This is a genomic window from Novosphingobium sp. LASN5T, from assembly GCF_003856955.1.
In the GTDB taxonomy this organism is placed as follows: domain Bacteria; phylum Pseudomonadota; class Alphaproteobacteria; order Sphingomonadales; family Sphingomonadaceae; genus Novosphingobium.
In genome coordinates this window covers 34178-59875 of record NZ_RQSI01000026.1, presented here as the reverse complement: position 1 = coordinate 59875, position 25698 = coordinate 34178, and the positions used below count along the sequence as shown (strand labels likewise).

The window sequence follows — 25698 nt, the reverse complement described above, 5'->3', positions numbered from 1 at the left end:
GCTGACCAGCATCAACCCACACGTCTGGCTGACCGACACGCTCACGAAGTTAGCCGGCGGTCACCCAGCCAACGCTGTTGGCGAGCTCATGCCCTGGACGCCCGTGGTCTGAAAACACCGCTTACGCTGGGCCTACCTCCTCGCTTACCGTGATTACCTTCGGGATGAGGAAGACTGGCCCGCTATCTGGGTGCAGGATGACGACGCCGTAGCTTTCGAGCGGGACTTGGCTGCCTATGAAAAGGCGCATCCCAACTGGAGCACTGACCGGGTGCTGCAAGAGTTGTGGCAGGAGTACCAGCCGCACCTCTCCTGACACCATCGCACTAAACGGCCTGACCTTGCGCACCTGACGCGAGGTCGGGTCCGTGCGCTCAATGGAGCCTACCATGGCAATCTACGAAATCTTCACGTCGCACAATGGGCGAACTCAGGGCTTTCGTGAGGGTGAGGACATGGCCCGCAGAACGTGCGAGCGCATCAACCCTGTCGGTCCTGACGGCCTGCTTCGTAAGGGCGCGCCGTTCCACGATTACCTCCCGGCTCCGGAAGGCTTCTACGTGGTGGATATGCGAGGCTTCGTACAGGGCCGTGGGTACTCCACGAAGGAGGGCGCCATGCGCGCGGCGGGCGCACTTAACCTGAGTTCGGACACGAACTCCTACCATGTCACAGAGCACCGCCTCTGATCCAATGGAGCATACCATGGCGACCAACCATGCGTTCCTGCTTTGCCTCGTGATTGGCGAAGCCCTGATTATCCTCGGCGGCGTGATCCTAACGAGCCGGGCTGCGCGGATTATCCCGAAGCTTGGGTACTAACCGGCCTCGTCTATGAGGCGCTGGACCGCCTTGATAGGCGTGTCGTCAATGAGCCTCACGGTTTCGCCGCATCCGGGGCACTCGACAGTAAGCCCTAACCGCAGCGTCTTGTACGGCACGTCCAGTTGAACGCCGCATACAGGGCAGTCTGTGTTTGCCCGGATGTCATCAAGCTCGTTCGCCATGATCGGGCTGTACCCCTTCCTAACCTGAAACGAAAGGACGCCATGCCACTATGCACCCTGCTTCTAGGGCTGACCTTCCTGTGTCTGGCGTCCCCGGCACTCTGACGCCCTACTCTCCGGCCAAGCTGGCCAAGCGGTGGGGCTGTTCGCAATCCCACATCTACAACCTGCTGAACTCCCGCGCCCTCCCCGGCTTCCGTCTAGGCAAGCTGTGGAGGGTGGCGGCCGTTGCCGTGGAGGAATACGAATGTCGCAACCATATGTCCTCGGCAAGCTCACCAGAACCCGCTCAAACGGCGAACGATACTGGTCCTTCTGCATCATCTGGCACACGCCAGATGGTCGCAAGCGTCACTCGCTTGGCACGACTGACCGGGTAACGGCTGAGGCCCTGGCCCGGAAGATATGGGCGAACCTCAGCGGGGGCGGGTTGCGTACCGTGGGGGACGTGGTGGAAGCCTACCTTGGTCCTGATGACCGCCCGCGAGGTGTGCCTGACGACAAGCGCAAGCGCGAAGCATGGGCCGCCGCAAAGGGGTACTGGTCTGGCCTTCTCCCCGAGACCGTGGATGAGGAAGTCAGCCGGGGCTATCTGGCGTGGCGCGGCAAGGCCGTGAACACCATGCGCGCCGAGCTATCTCTGGTCCGCACCGCCCTCAACTGGGCAGCGGGGAGCAACAAGCTCGACAAGGCCCCCAAGATCGTACTGCCGGCTATGCCTGAGACAACCGTAGGGCATTTGACGAAGGACGACTTCCGGAAATTCCTGGCCGGCTGTCGGTATCCCCACGTCAAGCTGTTCGCCATGCTGGCGGTCACCACCGGGGGCCGTAAGTCTGCCATCCTGCAAACCAAGTGGGGACAGGTTGACTGGGACCATGCCGTCCTGAACCTGAACCCGGAAGGCCGGAAGCAGAACAGCAAGTTCCGCGCAACGGTGCCACTCAACGACCTGATCGTGGAGGCGCTGCGCGCGGCGAAGCTGGCGGCCATGACCGACTACATCATTGAGCACAGGGGGCAGCCCCTCCAAGACATCAAGAAGGGCATCGCCGCCGCGTCCAAGCGGAGCGGCATCTACTGCCACCCGCATATGTTCCGGCACAGCGCCGCCGTGTGGATGGCGGAGGACAGGGTGCCCATGCCGGAGATCGCCTCGTTCTTGGGGCACAGGGACATCAACGTAACGACTCGCATATACGCCCGGTACAACCCGGACTTCCTGCGAGGCGCAGCAAGGAGCCTCACATGGTGAGCCAAATCAGAGCAACATGGCCCGGCAGGAGGTGCCTGCCGTGTAGATGGACGAATAGCGGCACATCGGAGACGGCTACTACCGGCCTATACGTCCAGATGGTTGACGGGGACGTGTGGTTCCACCCGTACAGCGGTGCGGCATCTGTAAGGGTAGCATGATATGCCTCGCCGCGAAGCTAAGATGTGGAAGTACCGGGGATGCTACGTGACCCGACGTAACTGTCCTGGTGTGATGCCATACGGAACATATGTGGCCGGCAAGTTTGTCTATGCCAATACCGCCGCTGGGATACGGTCCCTCATTCGGGAAGCGCTAGGTTCGCCTGAACCTAGGAGCAGTGGTTCTCTACAGACCAAAACCTAGGGGAATCTGGGGCGATCGATGGGGTTCGAACCCACGACCTCCGGTACCACAAACCGGCGCTCTAACCAACTGAGCTACGATCGCCACAAGATCGGCGCCCCCATCGTAACACGATGCAGGGCGCGGGCGAGCCCCTTTGCAGAAAGGAGCCGCCTTGAAAAGCGAAAACTTGCGCGGCCGCCGCGCGCCTGCGCGATTCCCGTGCCCTACCGGCTTTCGCGATCACCCCAGCTGCGGAACGCCACGCGCGCGGGCGTCACCCCGGTATCGATCAGCGCTTCCTCCTCCAGCCGCACCGAATCGATGGAGACCACCTGATCCAGCAGGAACCAGCGGCTGCGCACCTGCACCTGGCCAAGCGGAAGCGCGCCCGTCGCACCGGACGCGGCCCCCAGCCGCGCAGTCGCTTCCGCCGCGCTGGCATAGCCCGCTGGCGGCCGTCCCACGACCAGCGCGCGGGCGCGATCGGGGGTAATCGTCGCGGGGGCAAGCATGGTCAGCAGGCGAATCTGGTCCAGCCGCAGCGTGTTGACATTGACCGGTGAAAGCTCCGCCGCTGGCAGCGCACAGAGCCAGGGCCGCAAGCGCTGGTAGAGCACCGGCGTCATCCCCCGCACCGCGCGCAGTTCGCTAACATCGCCGACCAGCCGGTTGGGCGTGCGGTACGGAACCGGCGCGGCGCGATAGACATCGTCCTCCGCCCCGTTCGGCGCGGGCCGCTCGTCGCTGTCGATCCAGTCCGCCATGGCATCGCTCAGGCGGACCGCCTCGTTCGCTGGCACGGCCAGCCCCGCCATCAGCGCCCGCAACTGCATGAGCGCCACGGGCCGCAGCGTGAACGTGCCGTCCACGCCCTGCTGGACCAGCGAATTGACGTTGAAGCAATTGCCCGCGTCGTCGATCCGCACGCGCGCCGCCCCTCGCGGCAGCGGCAACGGGAACTCTCGGCCCAGCAGTCCGATGCGGTCGACCGTGCGGCGATCGTCCGCATCGACCAGGGCCTTGAGCCGGGCCATGGCCACCGTTTCCGCGCTGGTGGCGGCAAGGCGCGCCTGAGTCATCGCCTGCCCGTTGCCGGCCAGCCGCGTTGCCAGGTTGAGCCGGTCGAGCATGACCGCCGCGATCACAGCCATGACCGCCACCAGCAGCAGCACCGACAATAGCGCCGCCCCACGTTCGTGAGGAGGACGATCCCGCCTCACTGGTAGTTCACCCCGACCAGCGAGACGATGCGCAACGGCTCGCCTCCCGGCTGTGGTAGCAGCACTTCGATCGCCACCGGCAATTCGCCCATGCGCTGCGGCTCCCACCGCCCCTGCCATTGCCCGTCACGGCCGCGGAAGCGCAAGGCCGGCGGCCCCGCCAGCGGCAGGACGGCGGCACCCGGCTCGGGCGCGGCGCCATCGGGGAACGGATAGCCGGCGCGGACCAGCGCCTTGCCGTCCCAGCGGTATTCCACCTTCTGCAGACTGGGCCGCGCCGCCCCGTCCGCGTTGGACCAGCCGCTGCGGGTGAAGCGCAGCACCATGCCGCCCGCTCCACCAGCTTCCAGCGCGGGATGAACCGCGCCGCTTTCGTCCCGCGCCAGACGCGGCGTGATCTGCGCCAGATCGGCTGTCCACACCGACAGGAAGCGCCGGCTGGCGGCGATGCGGTCAGTCCCGGCGCGGCTTGCCAGTTCGGCATCGACGCTGAAGCGCAGCAACGCCAGCGCGCCGCCGGCAATCATCGCGAAGATCAGCAACGCCACCAGCATTTCCACCAGCGTGAAGCCGTTTGCCGCATGCGGCCATTCACGATGATCGCGCACTGGCGTCATGACGCCGGCAACCGGGCAAAATCGAGCGTGATCGCCTGGCTGGCGCGGCCCGGCGTTACCTCGCGCACGGTCAGCGTGATGGCCAGTACGCCGAAGTCCGCCTGCGGCGCGACGTGCCGCGTCCATGCGAACTGCCGGCCGGCATTGCGGATCGTGCCATTGGCGTCGCCTATCGCGGGGGGCACGGGATCGGTCAGGATTTCCGCCGCCATGTTCTGCGCCACAATCTCGCGCAACAGGCGCTGGTCCAGATCGGCGGTGCGCGCGATGCTGGCGCCTTCCATCCTGAGCAGGGCCAGCGCCGCCAGCGCGAACACCGCCAGCGCGATCATCAGTTCCAGCAGGGTGAAGCCCGCTTCCTCGCCGCCGCCGTCACGCCGCATCGAGCGTGACCTTCCCATCGCGCGCGATGCGCAGGACCAGATGCCGGTCCCCGCGATCCAGCCGGACCGCGCCATCGCCGCTGGCAAGCCCCAGCGTATCGAACACGATGCGCCCCCGTCCGCCCGGCTGGGCGACCGTGGCCCACGTGCCCTGCTTCCACGCCGCCAGATCGAACCCCTTGCCGGGAAGCGCCTGCCACGCGCCGTCGACGCGGCGCTGGAAGTAGTACCCCGCCGGCCCCACCACCAGCACCACCGGCGCGCCGCCGACGATCGCTTCGTCCCGCGCCGCGATGGTGCGCGCGGCGAAGCGCTCCGCCTCGTTGCGCAGGATGCGCTCGTCGCCGGGCAGCGACAGCACCACCACCGCCGCCAGCAGGCCGATCACGAACAGCACCACCAGCATCTCGACCAGCGAGAAGCCGTTGGCACGCGCGGACGACGGTGCGCAAGGAGACGACGACGGAGCCATGCGATCCCGATAGCAGGCCGGACGCCCGCATCCTATGGCTGCCGACACATCGCGCACAGCCGATGTTGGCGTTCGGTGCCGGATCGGCTACCCAAATGATCATGGACGCACCCGTCAACGAAGCCTCGCTGGACCGGCTGCTCGCAACGCCGGGCCTCGTTCGCGTCCCCACCCCGCGCGCCGACATGGTGATCCTGCGCGATTTCCTGACAGCAGAGGAATGCGCGGCGCTGATCGCCCGGATCGAGGCGGATCGCCGGCCCTCGACCATCGCCGACCCCAACGGCGATCACTATTTCCGCACGAGCGAAACCTGCGATCTGCCGATGGCCGCGCCCGACGTGTTGGCGCTCGACGAACGTTTTTCCGCGCTGTGTGGCATCGACCGGCCGTTCGGTGAACCGATCCAGGGCCAGCGCTATGCCCCGGGACAGGAATTCAAGGCACACACCGACTATTTCGACGAACACGGCGCCGATTTCGACCGCTATTGCGCCGTTTCCGGGCAGCGCACCTGGACCTTCATGGTCTATCTCAACGCGGTGGAAGCCGGTGGCGCCACGCGGTTCAAGGTTCTCGACAAGCTGATCCATCCCGAACCGGGCAAGCTGGTGGGCTGGAACAACCGCCGGCGCGATGGCAGCGTCAACCCGGCGACGATCCATCACGCCATGAAAGTGCGTAAGGGGCTGAAATACGTGGTGACGAAATGGTATCGCGAACGCCCCTGGCAATAAGCTGGCCCTAGCTCAGCCCTCGGGTTCGGTACCAGTGCCGCGAATCGTCGGCAGGCATCGCAACAGCGTTTCCACTTCGCCCGCGGCAAGCTGGGTGACGAAGCGCGCTTCATGCGCCGCAATGCGCTGATTGGCTTCGTCCGCCATTTTGCGCCCCTGATCGGTCAGGGTGAGCGCGTGCGAGCGGCCGTCGGCCCGGGTGCGCGCAACAAAGCCCCGGTCCATCAGGCGCGCGATGATCGGCACCATGTTGGCGCGCTTGATGGCCAGCGCATGCCCCACCTCGGTTTGCGAGCAATCGGGGTTTTCGCCGATCACCAATAGCGTGGTCACTTCCGCAGGCCGCAGGTCAAGGTCCGCCAACTCGCGCGCGAGGTCGGCCATCATCACCGCGGAAGCGCGGCGCAACTGATAACCCAGGCGGCTTTCCAGCGCGTTGGTCAGGGTGGTCATGGCGATACTCTAGAACGGCTATCGCAGATAGCAATGCCACGCACCGATACGGACGGATCGCTGCGAAACGCTTTAACGAAAGGGCGAAAACGAAAAGGGCGGCCGAAGCCGCCCTGCCCGTCTGGCTTTTCGCGCGCGATCAACGCTTGAGCGAAAGACCGCCGAACCGCTTGTTGAACTGCGCAACGCGGCCGCCCTGATCCATCTGACGCGTGCCGCCGGTCCAGGCCGGGTGCGAGGTGGGATCGATGTCGAGCGCCAGCGTGTCGCCTTCCTTGCCCCAGGTGGAGCGGGTTTCGAACACGGTGCCGTCAGTCATCTGCACCTTGATCATGTGGTAGTCGGGGTGGATATTGGCCTTCATCGGTCTTGCTCCGCTTGGCGACCGGTTCCGACCGGTCTTCGGGAAACTGGAAAGCGGCGCCCCTAATGGATACCGCGCGATTTGTCGAGTCCCTGGTCGGACGCCCCCGGCATCCGTCGGGAGCCTGCTCAGCTGTCCGCGATCATCGCGGTGAAGCTGACCTCGCAGGTCACCTTGCCATCGACCATGGCCTTGCCCGCGAACTTGCAGACGCGCGCGCGCTTCTGCGTGAATTCGACGTGCAGGTGCAACAGGCAGCCAGGCTCCACCGGATTGCGGAACTTGGCGCCCTCGATCGCCATGAAATAGACGAGCTTGCCGGTGCCGGCGAGCCCAAGCGTTTCCACCGCGAGCACGCCGGCGGCCTGCGCCAGCGCCTCGATCTGGAGAACGCCGGGCATGATCGGCCGGCCGGGGAAGTGCCCCTGGAAGAACTGCTCGTTCATCGAGACAGCCTTGACCGCGTGGATCGATTCATCGGGCACAAGGCCCAGAACGCGATCGACCAGCAACAGGGGATAGCGGTGCGGAAGCGCCGCCATCACCTTGGTCACGTCATAGTCGAACGGTGCGGCACCCGCGCCGTCCGTCTGATCTTCCGCCATGCTGCCCCCGTATGCCCCTGTCCGACGCGGACGGCCTTAGCGGCCGACCGGCGCCTTCTTGTTGTCCGGCTGGGCGGCAGCGGCCTGCGCCGCCTGCTGCTGGGCCTGCTGTTCACGCTGCGCGCGCGGCAGCCAGCCGGCCGGCGGCACGAGCTGCGCCGAGGGGATCAGCGCGTTGAGTTCGGTCAGGATGTCCTGGTTCAGGTTGTACGCCTGGTCCGCCTTGATCACCGATTGCGAATCGAGGACCAGCGAAATCTTGCGCTTGGTCATCGCGCTCTGCGTGGCATCGTCCAGCTTGTCGCCGATCTGTTCGAGAACGTACTGTTCCGAAAGCTGCAGCGGCTCCAGGATTTGCTGGATTTCGCGCTGACCGGCCTGTTCGATCTGCTGGATCTGCGCGTACTGCTGGCGCAGCGCGGCCTGATCGGGCTTGGGCGCCTTCGAATCCGCTTCCAGCTTGGCGTACAGCGGCTGAAGCTGCGCGGTGATCTGGTTCTTGCGCGTGTTGGCCTGGTCGATCTGCGCCTTGTAGGTCACCGGGCGCTGCTGCTGCGCGGTCTGGTAGGCCGAGGACGAAGCGACGATCGCCGGGGGGTTGGCCACCGCGACGCCGGCGGCGACAACGCCACCGGTAGCGGCCGGAGCGGCCGGCGCGGCGGCCATGGCCTGCGGAGCAACCGAAACGAGAAGGCCCGCGACAAGGGCCGATGCAATGCGCGTGATCATCAGAACTGGGTTCCTACGTTGAAAGTGAATGCCTTGGGGTCGTCGCCTTCGACCTTGCTGAGGACTTTGGCGAAATCGATGCGGAAGGGACCGAACGGCGAGTTCCAGTTAACGCCGATACCAACCGAGATGCGCGGTTTGGGACTATCGCCCACGAAGACCTCGTCGTACTTCTGCGCAACTTGGTTAACCGCCCCGCTGGAATCCTTGCTGGAAGTGGTCAGCTTCTGGGTCAGGTTATCGAGATACAGCAACGTTCCTGCCCCCGTTGTCTGTGGATGCGCCACACCAAACACGGCGCCCGCGTCAACGAAGATCGAAGGCCGCAGCCCCATCTCACGTGCGCCCGAGCCCAGCGGAATCTCGACCTCGGCGTGGGCAAGGTAGTAATATTTGCCGCCCAGCGCGTCATCGACCCACTGGTTGCGATCGGTCGAAACCGTGCCACCCGCGCCGGTCTGCTGATCATACCCGGAATACTGCTTGCGCAGCACGCGGGGGCCGACGCCGCGAATGTCGAAGCCGCGGATCTGGGGTTCGCCCAGGAAGAAGCGGTCGGTCAGGCGCACGTCGTCGATCGACGGATCGTTGGAGCGGCTGCCCAGCGCCTTGATCGCGCCGCCTTCACCGCGCAGCGAGAAGATGAAGCCATGGCCCAGCGGTACATACTTCGAGGCGTTGGCCGTGAGGCGGGCATACTTCACCGAACCGCCAAGCCCGGCGATGTCACCACCCAGCACCAGCGAGGAGCCGCGCGTCGGCCGCAGGCGGTTGTCGCGCGTGTCATAGACTAGCGACACACCCAGGATCGAGCTGGTGCGCTTGCCGATGGCGTCGCACAGATACCGACCGGCCAGCAACGGGCTGCACTGGCCGTTGAGGTAGTAGGTATCCTTGTCGAGCGTCACGTTGTCGAAGTTGAGCGTGTAGCGCCCGATCAGCGAGGTATATTCGGTCAGCGCCACGCCGATGCGGGCCTGGAAGCCGGTGGTGGCCTGCCGGTAGGTCGTGTTGCGGTTGCTGTTGAAGTAGTTGAAGCTGTTGTAGTCGCGCCGATAGACGTCCATGCCGAACGACACGTTCCGGTCGAACAGGTAAGGCTCGGTAAAGCTCACCTGCACCGCGCGCGAATAGCGCGAATAGTCGACGCTGAGGCCGACGGTCTGGCCACGGCCGCGGAAGTTGTTCTGCTGGATCGAGGCCTGGAAGATGAAGCTTTCAAGGCTGGAGAAGCCGGCGGAAAGCTGGAGCTGGCCGGTCGGCTTTTCCTCGACGTTGGCTTCCAGCACGATGCGGTCGGCCGCGCTGCCGGGCTTCTGCTCGACCTCGAACTTTTCCTGGAAATAGCCCAGCGACTTGATGCGGTTGGTGGAGCGCTTGATCTGCAGGCTGTTGAAGGCGTCGCCCTCGCCCAGGCGGAACTCGCGGCGGACCACCTTGTCCTGCGTCAGCGTGTTGCCGTTGACGTCCACGCGCTCGACATAGACGCGTGGTGCTTCCGCCATGCGGAAGGTCACGCTCATCGTCAGGTCGTCCTTGTCGCGCTGGAAGTCGGGACGGACGTCGGCGAAGGCATAACCGAAGCTGCCGGCGGTTTCGGTGAGGCTGTCGACCGTGTCTTCAACGGCCTTGGCGTTGTACCACTGGCCCTTCTTGATGCTCAGCCGCTCGGCCAGCTTGTCGCCATCGAAGTCGCGCAGCTGGCTGTCCACCTTGACGTCGCCGAACTTGTAGCGCTTCCCCTCTTCCACCACGTAGGTGATGATGAAATCGCGCTTGTCGGGCGTCAGTTCGGCCACCGCCGAAACCACGCGGAAATCGGCATAGCCGTTGGTCAGGTAATACTGGCGCAGCTTCTGCTGGTCGAAGGCGAGGCGATCCGGATCGTAGCTGGTGCCCGAGCTGAACAGGCGGAAGAAGCGCGACTGCTTGGTCACCATCTGGCCGCGCAGTTCCCCGTCGGAGAACTTCTCGTTGCCGATGATGTTGATCTGGCGGACCTTGGACTTCGGCCCCTCGCTGATCTCGAACACGATATCGACGCGGTTCTGTTCGAGCATGACCATCTTCGGTTCGACCGAAGCGGCGAAGCGGCCCTGCCGCTTGTACAGCTCGATGATGCGGGCCACGTCCGCGCGCACCTTGGAACGGGTGAAGATCTGGCGCGCCGAAAGCTTGATTTCGGGCAGGATCTTGTCTTCCTTGAGGCGCTTGTTGCCCTCCAGGATGATACGGTTGACGACCGGGTTCTCCTTGACCTGGATCACCACGTCGCCGTTGTTGTTGCGCAGTTGCACGTCCGAGAACAGCTCGGTCGCGAACAGGTCCTTCAGCACCTGGTCAGCGGCGGCCTGGGTATAGCGATCGCCTTCGCGCAGGCGGATGTAGGAGCGGATGGTATCCGGCTCCAGCCGTTGCGCGCCATCGATCGTGATCGTCTTGACCGTGACTTCCGCAACCACTGGTGGCGCGGCGGGCGCCGGCGCAGGGGTGGCGGGAACCGGAACCGCGCTGGCCGGCGCGGCTTGCCGGGCATGTTTGCCGAACAGGGCCGAAGGCTTGCGCGCGGGCTTCTGATCCGCCTGGCTCTGCTGCGCCGCCGCCATTTCGGGCACGCCGGCCATGCAGGTGGTGACCATCAGGGCAATAGCCACCGACGACGCCCGTGGCGAGGCAGGAACGGTCCGGCCCGAGTTACGTCCAATCATCACCAAGCGCCATCCCGTGTGTTCTTGCGGCAAACCCTTTTCAAGGACCGGCCGCACCAGCAATCGCCGCCATCTGCCCGAAGCAGCCCCGCCAATCAAGCAAGCAGGCTGTCCAAGCGTTCGATCGCCCCGCAAATTGTGGAAAATCCGGCCCCCGCGACCGGATTGTATCCCCTACCCCCCGAACACTTTCAGCGACGCAACGTCATTGATCGTAACAAAGAGCATCAAACCGACAACAAACGCCAACCCGGTCCGGAACGCCCATTCCTGGCCGCGCCGGCTGACCGGCTTCCTGCGCACCGCCTCGGCGGCGTAGAAAGCGAGATGACCTCCGTCCAGCACCGGAATTGGCAGCAGGTTAATGAACCCCAAGTTAATCGAGATCAGCGCGACGAACCATGCGTAGTTGCGCCAGCCCGATACCAGTTGCTCGCCGGAATACTTGGCGATCTTGATCGGCCCACCAAGCTCCTTCACCTCGCGCCGGCCGGTCACGATCTGGCCGATGCCGGTCACCATCATCCCGATGATGTCGCGCGTCTGCCCCACCGCGTCGGCCACGGCATCCACCGGTCCGGCGCGCACCACGTCGAAACGGGCCGGGCCGATGCCCAGATAGCCGATACGCTGTTCGTTTCCGAAAGCATCGGACATCACCTTGGCTTCGGGCGTGACCTGCATGGGCAATTGCTTGCCATCGCGCTCGATTACCAGATCCAGCGGTTCGGCGGGGTGCTGCGACACTTCCATGCGGATTTGCAGGAAATCGTCGATGCGCGCACCTTGCAGCGACACCACGCGGTCGCCCGCGCGCAGCCCGGCCTTGTCGGCCACCGAGGTCGGCTGGACCACGCCCACCACCGGCGAGGCAACAACACGCCCATCGATCATGTTGAACGCCGCCAGGATCAGCACCGCGAAAACCAGATTGGTCACCGGCCCGGCCAGCACGATCAGCGCGCGTTGCCACAGCGGCTTGGCCTGGAACGTCCGCTCGCGTTCGGCGGCGGGCAGCGAAAGCCAAGCGGGATCGGGCTGGCTCGCCGGGTTCATGTCGCCCGCGAACTGGACGTAACCGCCCAGCGGCAGCATGGACAGCTTCCAGCGCGTGCCGCGCTTGTCGGTCCACCCCGCCAGTTCCTTGCCGAACCCGATCGAAAAGCTTTCCGCCTTCACGCCGAACAGGCGGCCGACAAGATAGTGCCCCAGTTCGTGGATGAACACGAGCGGCCCGAGCACGAGAACGAAGGCCAGCAAAGTCACCAGGATCCCCGGATCGTGCAGCGGTGGTGTGGGCATCAGTGCGCAAGCTCCATCGTTTCACGCGTTCTGGCCCGCGCGGCGCGGTCCACCAGAATAACATCATCCAGCGAGCCCGGGGCGGAAAAGTCGTTCATCGAATCGAGCACGCGCGCCGCATTCTCCGCAATATCGGTGAACGCGATCTGACCGGCCAGGAACGCGGCCACGGCGATCTCGTTGGCGGCATTGAGCACGGCCGGCGCGGAACCGCCCGCCGTCACCGCCTCGCGCGCCAGGCGGGTGGCGGGAAAGCGCGTTTCATCGGGCGCGCGGAACGTCAGTTCGCCAATGGCGGCAAGATCGAGCGGGGCGCAGGGCGTGTCCATCCGCGCGGGCCAGGCGAGCGCGGAGGCGATCGGCACGCGCATGTCCGAAGGGCCAAGCTGCGCCAGCGTGGACCCATCGCGGTATTCGACCATCGAATGCACGATCGACTGCGGGTGAACGATGATGCGCAGCCGCTCCACGCCCACGGGGAACAGGTGGAACGCCTCGATGAATTCCAGCCCCTTGTTCATCATCGTGGCCGAATCGACGCTGATCTTGGCGCCCATCGACCAGTTGGGGTGCTTCACCGCTTCGGCAGGGGTCGCGCGGGCCAGGCGTTCGGCGGGCCAATCGCGGAACGGGCCACCGCTGGCCGTCAGCGTGATCCAGCGGACGTTGGCGGCGTCGTTGCCCTGCAGGCACTGGAAGATCGCGTTGTGTTCGGAATCGACCGGCAGCAGCGTGGCCCCGGTCCGGGCGACCGCCGCGGTCATCACCTCACCAGCGGAAACCAGTGCTTCCTTGTTGGCCAGCGCGATCACCTTGCCCTGTTCGATCGCCGCCATGGTGGGGGCAAGACCCGCGCACCCAACGATCGCGGCCACGGTGATATCCGCGCCGCGCGCGGCTGCCTCGACCAGCGCCGCCGGGCCGCCCGCGGCTTCCACGCCCGATCCGGCCAGATGTTCGCGCAGCTCGGGCAGCCGCGCCTCGTCGGCCACGACCGCCACTTCCGCGCGGAATTCGCGCGCCAGCGCCGCCAGTTCCGCCGCCTGTGCGTTGGCCGTCAGCGCTACCACACGGAAGGCATCGGGATTGCGGCGGACGAGATCAAGGGTAGAGGCGCCGATCGAACCCGTCGCGCCCAGAACCGAAATCGTGCGTTGTCCGGTCATCTCAGGCTCCTCCGCCAAGTCCCATGGCCCAGGCCGTGCCCGCGACAATCGCCACCGGCAACAGGCCGTCCACGCGGTCCAACACGCCGCCGTGGCCGGGGATCAGGCGCGAACTGTCTTTCACGCCGGCCCGGCGCTTGAGCCAGCTTTCATAGAAATCGCCGGCCTGCGCCACCACCGCCAGCCCGGCGCCGGCCAGCGCCGCCATGCCGACGTTGGTTATCGCCAGCGCCTGCTTCAGGCTTGGCCCGGTCGGCCCGAGCGCCGACAGCATGTATCCGCCCGAAAGCGTGACCAGCGCCAGCCAGATGCCCGCCGCGGCCATGCCGCCGGCAAGGCCGGCCCAGGTCTTGGAGGGGCTGATTTTCGGCGCGATCTTGGGCCCACCCAGCGCGCGCCCGGTGAAGTAGGCTCCGGTATCGGTGCAGATCACCAACCCGATCACCGCGATCAACAGTGGCGTGGGCATGACGATCAGCGCGAGCGCTGCCCAGCCGATGTAGAACGCGCCGGTAATCGCCGCCGCTCCCAGACGCGCCGGGTCCGTCGCGATCCGGCTCGCCAGCATCACGTACTCGCCATAGGCGGCGAAGGCGACCAGCGCGATGAAGCAATCGAGCACCACCCCATCGCGCCATATGGCGAAGCCCGCGATGGCGAGCATGACCACGGCCGAGGCGACACGCACCGGAAGGTCGTTCCGCCGGGCCGGCGTGGCGGCGCCTTCGGCGGACGGATCAGCGACCGCCAAAGCGCCGCTCGCGAGTCGAGAACTGCTCCAGCGCCTGCCGCAGATGCTCGGGCGTAAAATCGGGCCACAGCACGTCGGTGAACCACATTTCGGCGTAGGCGGCCTGCCACAGCAGAAAATTGGAAAGCCGCACCTCACCCGAGGTACGGATCAGCAGATCGAGCGGGGGCAGATCGGCGGTATAGAGCTCGGCCTCGATCGCCTCCGGGGTGATCGCGCCCTTGGCGGCAGCCCGCGCCGCCGCGCGGGCGATCTCCTGTTGCGATCCATAGTTCAGCGCGATCGCCAGCGTGGTGCCGGTGTTCGCCGCCGTGCGCGCCATAGCATCTTCGATCAGATCCACGATATCGGGGGCAAGCCCATGATAATCGCCGATAATCCGGAGCCGCGCGTTGTTGTCGATCAATTCCTGCAGATCGCTGCGGATGAAGGCCTTGAGCAGCCCCATGAGGTCGGCGATCTCGTCCGCCGGGCGCTTCCAGTTCTCGGACGAGAAGGCATAGAGCGTCAGCGCTTCAAGCCCCATGTCGCGCGCGGCGCGCGCCACTTCGCGCACCGCGTCGACCCCGCGCTTGTGCCCGACGACGCGCGGCAGCAGGCGCTTCTTCGCCCAGCGCCCGTTGCCATCCATGATGATGGCGACGTGCCGCGCGACGCAACCGGTATCTCCCGACCCGTTTTTCGGGGCGACCGCCGCGCTCACTTGCCCAGGATTTCCTTTTCCTTCTGGGCGGCGGCTTCATCGGCCGCCTTGATGTAATCGTCGGTCAGTTTCTGGACGTCGGTTTCGGCGCGCTTGCGCTCGTCTTCCGAGATTTCCTTCTTGTTCTCGTCCGCCTTGAGCGCTTCCATGCCGTCGCGACGGACGTTGCGGATCGCGATGCGCGCCTTTTCGGCATACTGGCTGGCCAGCTTGGCCAGCTCCTTGCGGCGTTCCTCGGTCAGATCGGGAATCGGCAGGCGCAGGTTGTTGCCGTCGTTAATCGGATTGAGGCCGAGCCCCGCCGAACGGATCGCTTTTTCGACCGGCCCGATGTTCGACTTGTCCCAGACCTGCACCGACAGCAGGCGCGGTTCGGGTGCGGAAACGGTCGCGATCTGGTTGAGCGGCGTGTGCGCGCCATAGACTTCGACCGTGATAGGATCGAGCAGCGCGGTGTTGGCCCGGCCGGTGCGCAGGCCCGAAAGATCGCTCTTGAACGATTCAACCGCGCCCTTCATCCGGCGTTCGAGATCGGCCTTGTCATACTTGGCCATGGTCAGGCTTCCTTCTGCACGATGGTCTGCGTCCCCTCACCCGCCAGCACGCGGGCAAGATTGCCCTGCTCGCGGATCGAGAACACGACGATGGGAATGTGGTTATCGCGGCAAAGCGCCACCGCGCTGGCGTCCATCACCTGCAGGTTGGTTGCCAGGACGGTGTCGTAATCCACGGTTTCATAACGCTTTGCCGAAGGATTCTTCTTCGGATCGGCATCGTACACGCCGTCGACGCTGGTGCCCTTGAGCAGTGCGTCGCACTGCATTTCGGCCGCGCGCAACGCCGCGCCGCTGTCGGTGGTGAAATAGGGCGCGCCCACCCCGGCGGCGAAGATCACCACGCGGCCCTTTTCCAGGTGGCGTTCGGCGCGACGGCGGATCACCGGCTCGCACACCGCGTCCATCTGTATGGCGGACTGCACGCGCGTGTGCACGCCCAGCTTTTCGAGCGAGGACTGCATCGCCAGCGCGTTCATCACCGTGGCCAGCATACCCATGTAATCGGCCTGCGCCCGGTCCATGCCCTTGGCGGCCCCCGCCATGCCGCGAAAGATGTTGCCCCCGCCGATCACGAGGCACAGTTCGACGCCGGTATCCTTTACCGCCTTCACCTCGGCGGCCAGGCGATCGACGAAATCGGTATCGATGCCAAACTGCTGGTTCCCCATCAGCACCTCGCCCGAAAGCTTGAGCAGGATGCGCTTGAACTTGGGGAGGCTCATGGGAACGGGGTACTCGCAAACGGGGGTAAACGCGGCCCTTATACGCGGATGGACCGCGCTGCCAAGGGTGGCGTGGCCGGCCATGGTGGCGGCCGCATACAGCGATCCCCGCGCCGGCGGGGAGAACGAGCCGGAGCAATACCGGCAACGCCTCCCCCGCCCGCGCGGGGACGTGCTGTTCAGAACTTACTTGATGCCGGCAGCGGCGGCGACTTCGGCGGCGAAATCGCTTTCTTCCTTCTCGATGCCTTCACCAAGCTGGAAGCGCACATAATCCACCAGCGCGATCTTGGTGCCGGCGGCCTTGCCCGCCTGCTCCACCACCTGCGCGATCGGAGTCTTGTTGTCCATCACGAACAGCTGCGAAAGCAGCGCGTTTTCCTTGGCGTACTTCGAGACCGCGCCGTCGACCATCTTGGCCTGCACTTCGGCGGGCTTGCCGCTTTCAGCGGCCTTTTCGGCCGCGATCTTGCGTTCGCGGGCGATCAGTTCGGCGTCGAGATCGTCGGCGGTCAGCGCCAGCGGGAACGCGGCGGCGATGTGCATCGCGATCTGCTTGCCCAGCGGCTCCAGCACATCGGCGCCGGCTTCGGATTCGAGCGCGACGAGCACGCCGATCTTGCCAAGGTTCGGCGCGGCGGCGTTGTGCATGTAGGGCACGACCACGCCGTTCGCCACGGCGACGTGCTTGATGCGGCGCAGCTGCTGGTTCTCACCGATGGTGGCGACGTTGTTGGTCAGCTTGTCGGCAACCGTGCCGCCATCGGGATAGGCGGCGGCCTTCAGCGCCTCGACATCGGCAGCGGCGGTGTTCAGCGCCACTTCGGTGGCCTTGCGCACGAAGTCCTGGAACTGTTCGTTCTTGGCGACGAAATCAGTTTCCGAGTTGACTTCGACGGCCACGCCCTTGGTGCCGGCAACGGCCACGCCAACGAGACCTTCGGCGGCGGTGCGGCTGGACTTCTTGGCGGCGGCAGCCAGACCCTTGGCGCGCAGCGCGTCGACCGCGGCTTCGAAATCGCCGCCGGATTCGTCCAGCGCCTTCTTGCAGTCCATCATGCCGGCGCCAGTGCGCTCGCGCAGGTTCTTCACGTCAGCGGCGGTATAAGCCATCGCGTTGATCCTTCTGTTCTTCAAACGGGTGAGGCCGCAGCAATCCGCTGCGGCCCGTAAGTCTTGTCCGGGTCAATTCGGTGACGGCCCGGGCGGGCCGCCCCAATCATCGACCGGCGCCGCCGGGGCTCAGGCCTCGACAGCTTCCTCGGCCAGCGGCTCGGCCAGCGCGCCGAAATCCGCACCCGAAGCAATGGCGGCATCACGGCCACCCTTGGTGGCGGCGGCGGCCACCGCTTCGCAGTAGAGGCGGATCGCGCGGCTGGCGTCGTCGTTCGCCGGGATCGGGAAGGCGATGCCTTCGGGCGAGACATTCGAATCGAGAATGGCAACGACCGGAATGCCCAGCACGTTGGCTTCCTTGATCGCCAGTTCTTCCTTGTTGGCGTCGATCACGAACATCACGTCCGGAATGCCGCCCATGTCGCGGATGCCGCCCAGCGACAGTTCGAACTTGTCGCGTTCGCGGGTCAGCTGAAGGACTTCCTTCTTGGTCAGACCGGCGGTGTCGCCCGCAAGCTGTTCTTCCAGCGCCTTGAAACGCTTGATCGACTGGCTGATCGTCTTCCAGTTGGTGAGCATGCCGCCCAGCCAGCGGTGGTTGACGAAGTGCTGGCCCGAAGCGCGCGCGGCCTGCGCGATCTGCTCCTGCGCCTGGCGCTTGGTGCCGACGAACAGCACCTTGCCGCCGGCCTGCACGGTGGCCGAGATGAAATCGAGCGCGCGCGCGAACAGCGGCACGGTCTGCGACAGGTCAAGGATGTGGATGCCGTTGCGGGCGCCGAAGATGTACGGCTTCATCCGCGGATTCCAGCGGTGGGTCTGGTGGCCGAAGTGCGCACCGGCCTCGATAAGTTGCTGCATCGTGACGACAGGAGCCGCCATAGGTATTTCCTTTCCGGTTCAAGCCTCCGGGAAACTGGAACCAGGCGGAGATCCCGCCACGGCACCGGTATGTGCGTTTCCCGTGTGGATTACCGTCTCTCATGCAAGGGGCACCTGCCCCTGCACCGTCCGGCGCTGGCGCCCTTAGAGCAAGTGCGGAAAGAAATCCACCTCGAATTTGCTGGCGCGCGACCGGCCGGTTCCGACGGCGAGGACAGCGTCACGCCGACGATCTCGACTTCCGTCTGTCGCACGCAAAAAACGCCGCACGGCATTTTCCGCTTGAAGATACGGAACAAAAAGAGAACATAAGGGGCATTACGGCATCCGGTAAGGAACCGTTAACCATATTCCGAGTTATCCACATGATGTCCACAGGCTGTCAAGGCGAACCTTGGCCGGGGACACAGGGTCGAAAGGCTGGTTGTCATGCTTGGTGTTCTTGTCTCGCTGCTTTTTGCCGGTGCCGGCCTTCTGGCCATCGGTGCGATTGGGGCGACCGTAACCGCGCAAGCCGGTGCGGTGCGCGGCCTGTTGCGCCAATCGCGCGCCGGCGTGGCACACCGGGAATACTGCGTCAGCATCGTGTCGGACATGCCGGCAGTCGCGCCTGCGGCGGGATGCGGTCCGCGCCGCGCCCCAGTCCGCTCGATCAGGCGGACGGCGGAGCGGCGGATCGCCCCTGCCCGCCGCGCAGCCGCCTGACGCGCGCATAGCGCACCACGCCCACCGGCACGAGCGCGAGATAGATCCCGCAGATACCCACCAGCGTCAACCACGGTTCCGTCAGCAGCGCGGCAATCACCAGCCCGAACAGCGCGATCACTTCCAGGCGGATGGCGCGGCGCGGGCGCAACGCGGTCCAACCCAGAGTGGCCATGTTGGATATCATCAGGAACGCGATCAGCGCCGCCCATACTCCGACGAACATCGGATAGCGGAATTCCTCGCGCCCGCTGGCAATCCACAGGTACAGCGGCAGCATGGCCAGCCCCGCACCTACGGGCGCCGGCACACCCGTCAGGAAACCGGCTGATTTATGCGGTTGGTCCGCCATGTCGATCCGGGCGTTGAAGCGGGCCAGCCGCAACGCGCAGCACACCGCCAGCGCCAGAGCGGCGAACCAGCCGAAGCGCGGTTCGGTCTGCAACGACCACAGATACAGGATCAGGGCAGGCGCGACGCCGAACGAAATCGCGTCCGACAGGCTGTCCAGTTCAGCGCCGAAGCGCGACTGCGCCTTCATCATCCGCGCCACGCGCCCATCGATGCCATCGAGAATGCCGGCGATGATCACCGCCATCACCGCGCGTTCGAAATCGCCGTTGATGGCAAAGCGGATGCCGGTCAGCCCCGAACAGAGCGCGGCGGAGGTGATCGCGTTGGGCACCAGCGCGCGCAGGGTCAATCCGCGCGGAAGGCGGGTGCGGCCGAAGTCCTCGCCGTCCGGCAGAGCTTCGCCATTCACGTCAAACGTCTCTTCGGGCTCCGCCGACGGCGCAGGCCCGGAGGTCACTGGCTGACGCCCTCGATCATCGGCGCCTGCCCGATCTCGGCCAGCACGGTTTCGCCGGCGATCACCCGCTGCCCCATCAGCACCTTGGGTTCGGTGCCTTCGGGCAGATAGACATCGACGCGGCTGCCGAAGCGAATCAGGCCCACGCGCTGGCCGGCGGCAACGATGTCCCCGCCCTTCACGAACGGCACGATGCGCCGGGCGATCAGCCCCGCGATCTGTGTAAACCCGATCTGCACCCCATCGCTGCGCTCGACCAGGAAATGCTGGCGCTCGTTCTCCTCGCTGGCCTTGTCGAGATCGGCGTTGAGGAACTTACCGGGGATATAGACCACGCGGCGGATCGTGCCGCCAATCGGCGACCGGTTGATGTGGACGTCGAACACGCTCATGAAAATGGACACGCGGGTCACCGGCGTTTCCGCCATGCCCTTCGCACCCGATCCGTCATCGGCGGTCAATTCGCGCGGCGGCGGCACCTTCTGGATCAGCGTGATCAAGCCATCGGCGGGCGACACCACGAATCGGTCATCGCGCGGCGTAACGCGCAGCGGATCGCGAAAGAAGGCGAGGATGCCGACGGTGAGGAACGCCAGCGGCCAGGCCAGCGTCTCCCAGGCCATGACCGCGCTGCCTAAGCTCAGCGCAGCGGAAACAAGCGCGAACTTGCGTCCTTCGGGGTGAATGGCTGGCCAGCTCCAGCCGGCGCTGCCGCGACCGCGGTTGTCAAGAATATCTCCGGGCATGGGGCTCATCTACGGGTTGGCGCGCAAAGCGGCAAGGGCAGGTTCCGGACCGGCGGTCGCAACGGGGGCCTGCCTCGTGGAAAAAGCCCGACCTAATCGCCAACCGAACGGACAATCGAAAGACCGGTCGCGCGGACCGGCCACCGGCCTTCACGGCCAATGCGGCGAGAAGAAGCAGCGGTGGTGGACAGGGCTAGATTCGAACTAGCGTACGCTTGCGCGGGCAGATTTACAGTCTGCTGCCTTTAACCACTCGGCCACCTGTCCACACCAGTGCTGCCGGTGCGAGGGTTCCCCGGATAACGGGTCCGCCTCTGATTTGAGACCCCCGCGAAGGGGCCGTCCGGCCGAGAGGCGGCCCCTTTGGCGAAGCATCGCTTGCCTGTCAATGGGGCGACTGGCAGGAGGCGCACGATATTTTCGCATTCCAGCATAAAGGTACTCTCCATGGCCGCTCCCCACGATCATCGCGAAGCCCGGCAAGACGGACAGCGCAAGGGCCGCGCCCTACGCGGCCGCGCGGGGCGGATGCAGGGCGGACGGGGTAGCGGACGCGGCAGCCAGGGCACCGTGCGCCTGTGGGGCCGCCACGCTGTGGAAGCCGCACTGACGAATCCCGATCGCGTGGCCAAGAAACTGTGGGGCACGCGCGAAGCGATCCAGGCGATGCTCGACGATCACGACGCCGAACTGCCCGCGTCGCTGCCGGTGGAATACGCGCAGGCCGCCGATCTCGGCCGGCTGGTGGCGCGCGATGCGCCGCACCAGGGCCTTGTGCTCGAATGCCTGCCGCTGGACGACGTGGCGCTCGACGACGTGCTGGACGAAGCCGACGGCAAGACGCTGGTGCTGCTCGACCAGGTCACCGATCCGCACAACGTGGGCGCCATCCTGCGCAGTTGCGCGGCGTTCGGCGTGGCGGCGATCGTCACGCAGGATCGCCATGCCCCGCCCGAATCGGGCACGCTGGCGAAATCGGCCTCGGGCGCGCTCGAAACGGTGCCGTGGGTGCGCGTGGTAAACCTCGCCCGCGCGCTGGAGGACATCGCCGAGGCCGGATACTGGCGGATCGGCCTGGACGGCGATGGCAAGGATGCCTTCCCGCAGGCGGTGCCCTCCGGGCCGGTCGCGCTGGTGCTGGGGGCCGAGGGCGAAGGGCTTCGGCACAACGTGGCGCAGCATTGCGATTCGATCGCGCGCCTGCCGATCTCCTCGGCGATCGAAAGTCTCAACGTGTCCAACGCCGCCGCGATCGCGCTCTATGCGATCGCCACGCGTACGACCGACTGAACCGGAAGGAAGCACATCGTGAGCACAAAGCGCCTGTTCACCGGTACGCTGCTGGTGCTGGCATCGCTGGTACTGGCCGCCTGCATGTTGCTGCCCGGCAAGTTCGGATCGGATCTCACCCTGCACCGCGACGGCACGTTCAGCTTCACCTACAAGGGAGAGATTTTCCTGCTTCCGCTGTCGAAGCTGGCGCAGGACAAGCCGGTCGGCACGGGCGAGAAGAAGCCGTTCACCCCTTCTCCCTGCCGGGATGAAGGCAGCCAGGCCAGCCGGCCCTGCACCAAGGCCGAAGTCGACGCGCAGCGTGCCGCGTGGGACGTCGCGCAGCCCGGGGCATCGCAGCGCGACGCGGAGAACGAACGCATGGCCAAGGCCTGGCTCGGCGGGCTGGACCCGTCCGACCCGAAGGCGGCCGATGCGTTCGCGGAACGCCTGTCACGCCAGGCGGGCTGGAAATCGGTGATCAATCGCGGCGACGGACGGTTCGAAGTGGAATATGCCGTTAGCGGACGGCTCGACCACGATTTCAGCTTCCCGATGATCGAACGGATGCCGGCGGTAGTACCCTTCGTCACGATGATCCGCCGCGCCGATGGCAGCGTACGGATCGACGCCCCCGCCTTTGCCAGCAGCGCCTCGGCATCCCCGCTCATGGCGATGCTGGCGGAAGTGGCCAAGGACAAGGCCAAGGGCAGTGACGGCACCCTGCCGCAGATGGACGGCACGTTCACGCTGCATACCGACGGCGCGATCCTGGCCAACAACACCGACGAAGGCGCCCGGCCCGATCCAGCGGGGCAGCGGCTGGACTGGAAGATCGATGTCCGGACGGCCGCGATGCCAACGGCACTGATCCGGCTCGATCGATAAGCTTTACCCCAAAAAGAAAAACCGCGCCGATCGCATGACCGGCGCGGTTTTTCTGTGCTCGGACTTCCAGCAACGGCCGGGCTTCTGCCGGCGCGACCCGTTCGCGCCAGGCGGCCCGGCTCGTTATCAGTTCACCGCGTCCTTCAGGCCCTTGCCGGCCTTGAACTTCGGCTGCGACGAGGCCTTGATCGACATCGGCTCACCCGTGCGCGGGTTACGGCCGGTCGAAGCCTTGCGCTTGGCGACCGAGAACGTGCCAAAACCGACCAGACGCACTTCGTCGCCCTTCGAGAGCGCCCCAGAGATGGAATCGAAAACGGCTTCCACCGCCTTCGTGGCATCACCTTTCGAGAGGCCGCTGGCATCGGCGACAGCGCTGATCAAATCGTTTTTGTTCATTGCGGAACCCCCTACCTTTTCTTGGGAAAACTGCGGTTTCGGAATCGCCTTTCGGGTGCGCGGGAATTGAGCGGAGAAAGAATCCGCTGTCAAAGACAAAAGCAACGAGAAACGTTGAATTTGTCTCAAAAACCAACGCATTTCCCGCAAACGGAAAGGCGCACCCCCATGCGGAGATGCGCCCCCTGGTGATTGCGGCTTCGCGGACGTCCCGCGAAGGAGACCGTCAGTGCGCGGTGGTGGAGGCCGGCTGGCCTCCCACAGCGGCTCCAGGTTGGCTCGCCAGATCGTCCGCTTCGGTCCACTCGATCGGCTCCAGCGGCCCGGCCAGCGCCAGCGCGAGTACCTCGTCCACGTGCTTTACCGGAACGATCTCAAGCCCTTCACGGATGTTGGCCGGAATCTCGGCCAGATCCTTGCGGTTCTCTTCCGGGATCAGCACGGTCTTGATGCCACCGCGCAGCGCGGCGAGCAGCTTTTCCTTGAGGCCGCCGATCGCCAGCACGCGCCCGCGCAGCGTCACCTCGCCGGTCATCGCCACGTCCGCACGGACGGGGATGCCGGCCAGGGTCGAAACCATCGCGGTGACCATGCCGATGCCCGCGCTCGGCCCGTCCTTGGGCACGGCGCCTTCGGGCAAGTGGATGTGCAGGTCCTTGCGCGCGAAAATCGAAGGCTTGATGCCATAAGCCGGGCTGCGCGCCTTGACGAAGCTGAACGCCATCTGGACGCTTTCGCTCATGACCTCGCCCAGCTTGCCGGTCGTGCGCACGCCGCCCTTGCCGGGCACCGTCACGCTTTCGATCGTCAGCAGTTCGCCGCCCACTTCGGTCCATGCCAGCCCGGTTACCGCGCCAACCTGGTTTTCCTCGTCGGAAACGCCATGGCGGAACTTGCGCACACCGGCATAGTCGGCGAGGTTTTCGGGCGTCACGGAGACGGCCTTGGCCTTGCCTTCCAGAATCTGGCGCAGCGATTTGCGGGCCAGCCGGGCAATCTCGCGCTCCAGCGTGCGCACGCCGGCCTCGCGGGTGTAATAGCGGATCAGGTCGCGCAGCCCGGATTCGGTCAGTTCGAACTCGCCCTTCTTCAATCCGTGCGCCTCGACCTGCTTGCCCACCAGATGACGTTGCGCGATCTCGACCTTCTCGTCTTCGGTATACCCTTCGAGCCGGATGATCTCCATGCGATCGAGCAGCGGCTGCGGCAGGTTGAGGCTGTTCGCGGTGCAGACGAACATCACGTCCGACAGGTCCACGTCGAGTTCCAGGTAGTGATCCTGGAACTTGGCGTTCTGTTCGGGATCGAGCACTTCGAGCAGCGCGGACGCCGGATCGCCGCGGAAATCCTGCCCCAGCTTGTCGATCTCGTCGAGCAGGAACAGCGGGTTCGAGGTGCCCGCCTTGCGCAGGTTGGTCACGATCTTGCCCGGCAGCGAGCCAATGTAGGTGCGCCGGTGGCCGCGAATTTCCGCCTCGTCGCGCACGCCGCCCAACGACTGGCGCACGAACTGGCGCCCGGTGGCCTTGGCGATCGACTTGCCCAGCGAGGTCTTGCCCACGCCCGGAGGGCCGACGAGGCACAGGATCGGCCCCTTCAACTTGTTGGTGCGCGCCTGCACGGCCAGATACTCGACGATGCGGTCCTTGACCTTGTCGAGCGCGTAGTGGTCCGCATCGAGGACCGACTGCGCCGCCGCGATATCCTTCTTCAGCTTGCTGCGCTTGCCCCACGGCAGGCCCAGCAGCACGTCGAGGTAATTGCGGATGACCGTGGCCTCGGCGCTCATCGGCTGCATGGTCTTGAGCTTCTTCAGCTCCGCCTGCGCCTTGGCGCGCGCTTCCTTGGGAAGCTTGAGCCGGTCGATCTTGTCCTGCAGTTCCTGAATCTCGTTGGCTTCACCATCGTCGCTGCCGCCGAGTTCGGACTGGATCGCCTTCAACTGTTCGTTGAGGTAATATTCGCGCTGCGTCTTCTCCATCTGCCGCTTCACGCGGCCACGGATCTTCCTTTCGACCTGGAGCACGCCGAGTTCGCCTTCCATGAAGGAAAGCACCATCTCGAGCCGCTTGAGCGGATCGTTCTCGGACAGCAGCGCCTGCTTGTCGGACACCTTGGCCGCGATCTGACCGGCAACGGCGTCGGCAAGCGGGCCCGCTTCGGTGATCTCGCCAAGCTGGCCGGCGGCATCGGGCGAAAGCTTCTTCGACAGCTTGGCATATTCGCCAAACTGCTCGACGACCTGGCGCATCATCGCCTCGATCTCGGTGCTTTCGGCCTCGATCGCGTCGATCGTTTCCACCTGCGCCATCAGCACTTCGCCGTTGGCGCCGGTTTCGGGGGTCAGCGCTTCCAGCCGCGCGCGGCTTGTGCCTTCGACCAGCACGCGCACGGTGCCATCGGGCAGCTTCAGCAGCTGCAGCACCTTGGCGATGACGCCGGTATCGTACAGGTCATCCCGATCGGGATCGTCGCAGCCGGGATCGAGCTGGGCGAGCAGGAAAATATCGCGTTCGCCCGCCATCGCGGCTTCCAGCGCCGCGACCGACTTCGCGCGACCGACGAACAGGGGCACGACCATGCCCGGAAAGACAACAATGTCGCGCAGGGGAAGCAAGGGGTACAGATTCATCAGCAACTTTTCCGTCTGTCCCGGATCAGGGCGCCGGGCTTGAGCAGGATATGGGAGGGCATTCCCGCGCCCGCAATGGCAAAACGCATAACGGCTGTGGATCGGTGCTTTTCAGCCACTCCGCGCATTCCGTCCGCGCCAGCCCGCA

The 25698-nt window shown here is 65.5% G+C and carries 27 protein-coding genes, 2 tRNA genes and 1 pseudogene; 7 read left to right on the top strand and 23 right to left on the bottom strand.

Translation table 11 applies throughout. From position 1 onward, the window contains the following. Position 1: 1 nt before the first annotated feature. The 4 genes and pseudogenes from EH199_RS16375 to EH199_RS16355 all read left to right on the top strand — a co-directional run bounded on the left by EH199_RS16375 (position 2) and on the right by EH199_RS16355 (position 2262). Positions 2 to 112, top strand: a complete 111-nt coding sequence (locus EH199_RS16375; protein ID WP_223806728.1) for a transposase domain-containing protein — start codon at positions 2 to 4, stop codon at positions 110 to 112. A gap of 277 nt (positions 113 to 389) precedes the next feature. Further along, a complete protein-coding gene (locus EH199_RS16370) occupies positions 390 to 689 on the top strand; it encodes a hypothetical protein (RefSeq protein WP_124810326.1) in 300 nt (99 codons plus the stop codon). A gap of 368 nt (positions 690 to 1057) precedes the next feature. Then, positions 1058 to 1204: pseudogene (locus EH199_RS25085) on the top strand (hypothetical protein); the annotation flags it as partial. 50 nt (positions 1205 to 1254) lie between these two features. Then, positions 1255 to 2262: a tyrosine-type recombinase/integrase gene (locus tag EH199_RS16355; RefSeq protein WP_124810323.1), complete on the top strand. Its 1008-nt coding sequence runs from the start codon at positions 1255 to 1257 to the stop codon at positions 2260 to 2262. Between the two features lie 373 nt (positions 2263 to 2635). On the opposite strand, the gene EH199_RS16350 is transcribed toward EH199_RS16355, so the two are convergent. The 5 genes from EH199_RS16350 to EH199_RS16330 form a co-directional block, all read right to left on the bottom strand. Then, a tRNA-His gene (locus tag EH199_RS16350) sits at positions 2636 to 2712 on the bottom strand. Between the two features lie 122 nt (positions 2713 to 2834). Beyond that, on the bottom strand, positions 2835 to 3830 hold the full coding sequence (gene gspK / locus EH199_RS16345; RefSeq protein ID WP_223806727.1) for a type II secretion system minor pseudopilin GspK: 996 nt from the start codon (positions 3828 to 3830) through the stop codon (positions 2835 to 2837). Then, positions 3827 to 4447: a type II secretion system minor pseudopilin GspJ gene (gspJ, locus tag EH199_RS16340; protein ID WP_190287304.1), complete on the bottom strand. Its 621-nt coding sequence runs from the start codon at positions 4445 to 4447 to the stop codon at positions 3827 to 3829. The genes gspK and gspJ overlap by 4 nt, the downstream gene beginning before the upstream one ends. Further along, positions 4444 to 4830 (bottom strand): type II secretion system minor pseudopilin GspI, encoded by a 387-nt coding sequence (gene gspI / locus EH199_RS16335; RefSeq protein ID WP_124810320.1) that lies wholly within the window; start codon positions 4828 to 4830, stop codon positions 4444 to 4446. Before gspI ends, gspJ begins: the two co-directional genes overlap by 4 nt. Further along, positions 4820 to 5302 carry a GspH/FimT family pseudopilin gene (locus tag EH199_RS16330; protein ID WP_124810319.1) on the bottom strand — a complete coding sequence of 161 codons (483 nt, stop codon included), beginning with the start codon at positions 5300 to 5302 and terminating at the stop codon, positions 4820 to 4822. Before EH199_RS16330 ends, gspI begins: the two co-directional genes overlap by 11 nt. Before the next feature lie 101 nt (positions 5303 to 5403). On the opposite strand from EH199_RS16330, the gene EH199_RS16325 reads away from it, so the two are divergent. Beyond that, a complete protein-coding gene (locus EH199_RS16325; protein WP_124810337.1) occupies positions 5404 to 6039 on the top strand; it encodes a 2OG-Fe(II) oxygenase in 636 nt (211 codons plus the stop codon). 12 nt (positions 6040 to 6051) lie between these two features. Here the strand turns inward: EH199_RS16325 and EH199_RS16320 are convergent, their stop codons facing one another. From EH199_RS16320 to EH199_RS16245, 16 genes are all read right to left on the bottom strand, one after another. Next, positions 6052 to 6492, bottom strand: coding sequence for a MarR family winged helix-turn-helix transcriptional regulator (locus tag EH199_RS16320; protein WP_124810318.1), 441 nt, complete (start codon positions 6490 to 6492; stop codon positions 6052 to 6054). A 139-nt stretch (positions 6493 to 6631) separates the two neighbouring features. Next, positions 6632 to 6856 carry a 50S ribosomal protein L31 gene (rpmE, locus tag EH199_RS16315; protein ID WP_124810317.1) on the bottom strand — a complete coding sequence of 75 codons (225 nt, stop codon included), beginning with the start codon at positions 6854 to 6856 and terminating at the stop codon, positions 6632 to 6634. 128 nt (positions 6857 to 6984) lie between these two features. Further along, entirely contained in the window at positions 6985 to 7461 is a 477-nt protein-coding gene (fabZ, locus tag EH199_RS16310) for a 3-hydroxyacyl-ACP dehydratase FabZ (protein WP_124810316.1), read from the bottom strand. A 36-nt stretch (positions 7462 to 7497) separates the two neighbouring features. Beyond that, entirely contained in the window at positions 7498 to 8190 is a 693-nt protein-coding gene (locus tag EH199_RS16305) for an OmpH family outer membrane protein (protein ID WP_190287303.1), read from the bottom strand. Continuing rightward, complete coding sequence (gene bamA, locus EH199_RS16300) at positions 8190 to 10898, bottom strand: outer membrane protein assembly factor BamA (protein ID WP_223806726.1); 2709 nt, start codon at positions 10896 to 10898, stop codon at positions 8190 to 8192. Before bamA ends, EH199_RS16305 begins: the two co-directional genes overlap by 1 nt. A 174-nt stretch (positions 10899 to 11072) precedes the next feature. Beyond that, a complete protein-coding gene (rseP, locus tag EH199_RS16295) occupies positions 11073 to 12200 on the bottom strand; it encodes an RIP metalloprotease RseP (RefSeq protein WP_125955966.1) in 1128 nt (375 codons plus the stop codon). Further along, positions 12200 to 13366: a 1-deoxy-D-xylulose-5-phosphate reductoisomerase gene (locus tag EH199_RS16290; RefSeq protein WP_124810314.1), complete on the bottom strand. Its 1167-nt coding sequence runs from the start codon at positions 13364 to 13366 to the stop codon at positions 12200 to 12202. Before EH199_RS16290 ends, rseP begins: the two co-directional genes overlap by 1 nt. 1 nt (position 13367) lies before the next feature. Next, the gene (locus EH199_RS16285; RefSeq protein ID WP_223806725.1) at positions 13368 to 14117 is read right to left on the bottom strand and encodes a phosphatidate cytidylyltransferase; all 750 of its coding nucleotides are present in this window, start codon (positions 14115 to 14117) and stop codon (positions 13368 to 13370) included. After that, positions 14104 to 14748: a polyprenyl diphosphate synthase gene (gene uppS, locus EH199_RS16280; protein ID WP_124810333.1), complete on the bottom strand. Its 645-nt coding sequence runs from the start codon at positions 14746 to 14748 to the stop codon at positions 14104 to 14106. Before uppS ends, EH199_RS16285 begins: the two co-directional genes overlap by 14 nt. A gap of 68 nt (positions 14749 to 14816) precedes the next feature. Then, the gene (frr, locus tag EH199_RS16275; protein WP_124810313.1) at positions 14817 to 15374 is read right to left on the bottom strand and encodes a ribosome recycling factor; all 558 of its coding nucleotides are present in this window, start codon (positions 15372 to 15374) and stop codon (positions 14817 to 14819) included. 2 nt (positions 15375 to 15376) lie between these two features. Beyond that, positions 15377 to 16099 (bottom strand): UMP kinase, encoded by a 723-nt coding sequence (gene pyrH / locus EH199_RS16270; RefSeq protein ID WP_124810312.1) that lies wholly within the window; start codon positions 16097 to 16099, stop codon positions 15377 to 15379. A gap of 186 nt (positions 16100 to 16285) precedes the next feature. After that, positions 16286 to 17212: a translation elongation factor Ts gene (gene tsf, locus EH199_RS16265; RefSeq protein ID WP_124810311.1), complete on the bottom strand. Its 927-nt coding sequence runs from the start codon at positions 17210 to 17212 to the stop codon at positions 16286 to 16288. 129 nt (positions 17213 to 17341) lie between these two features. After that, positions 17342 to 18097, bottom strand: a complete 756-nt coding sequence (gene rpsB / locus EH199_RS16260) for a 30S ribosomal protein S2 (protein WP_124810310.1) — start codon at positions 18095 to 18097, stop codon at positions 17342 to 17344. Between the two features lie 652 nt (positions 18098 to 18749). Continuing rightward, positions 18750 to 19565, bottom strand: coding sequence for a phosphatidylcholine/phosphatidylserine synthase (locus EH199_RS16255; RefSeq protein WP_190287302.1), 816 nt, complete (start codon positions 19563 to 19565; stop codon positions 18750 to 18752). A 44-nt stretch (positions 19566 to 19609) separates the two neighbouring features. Next, positions 19610 to 20359 carry a phosphatidylserine decarboxylase gene (locus EH199_RS16250; protein ID WP_124810308.1) on the bottom strand — a complete coding sequence of 250 codons (750 nt, stop codon included), beginning with the start codon at positions 20357 to 20359 and terminating at the stop codon, positions 19610 to 19612. A 181-nt stretch (positions 20360 to 20540) separates the two neighbouring features. Further along, positions 20541 to 20626 (bottom strand) — tRNA-Tyr (locus tag EH199_RS16245). Positions 20627 to 20806: 180 nt separating this feature from the next. On the opposite strand from EH199_RS16245, the gene rlmB reads away from it, so the two are divergent. Both rlmB and EH199_RS16235 read left to right on the top strand, forming a co-directional pair. Continuing rightward, complete coding sequence (rlmB, locus tag EH199_RS16240; protein ID WP_124810307.1) at positions 20807 to 21649, top strand: 23S rRNA (guanosine(2251)-2'-O)-methyltransferase RlmB; 843 nt, start codon at positions 20807 to 20809, stop codon at positions 21647 to 21649. Positions 21650 to 21667: 18 nt separating this feature from the next. Beyond that, entirely contained in the window at positions 21668 to 22519 is an 852-nt protein-coding gene (locus tag EH199_RS16235) for a hypothetical protein (protein ID WP_124810306.1), read from the top strand. 126 nt (positions 22520 to 22645) lie between these two features. Here EH199_RS16235 and EH199_RS16230 read toward each other — a convergent pair whose 3' ends face one another. Together EH199_RS16230 and lon are read right to left on the bottom strand one after the other, a co-directional pair. Continuing rightward, positions 22646 to 23059 (bottom strand): HU family DNA-binding protein, encoded by a 414-nt coding sequence (locus tag EH199_RS16230; protein ID WP_255352115.1) that lies wholly within the window; start codon positions 23057 to 23059, stop codon positions 22646 to 22648. A gap of 85 nt (positions 23060 to 23144) precedes the next feature. Continuing rightward, on the bottom strand, positions 23145 to 25550 hold the full coding sequence (gene lon / locus EH199_RS16225) for an endopeptidase La (protein WP_124810305.1): 2406 nt from the start codon (positions 25548 to 25550) through the stop codon (positions 23145 to 23147). Positions 25551 to 25698: the final 148 nt, after the last annotated feature.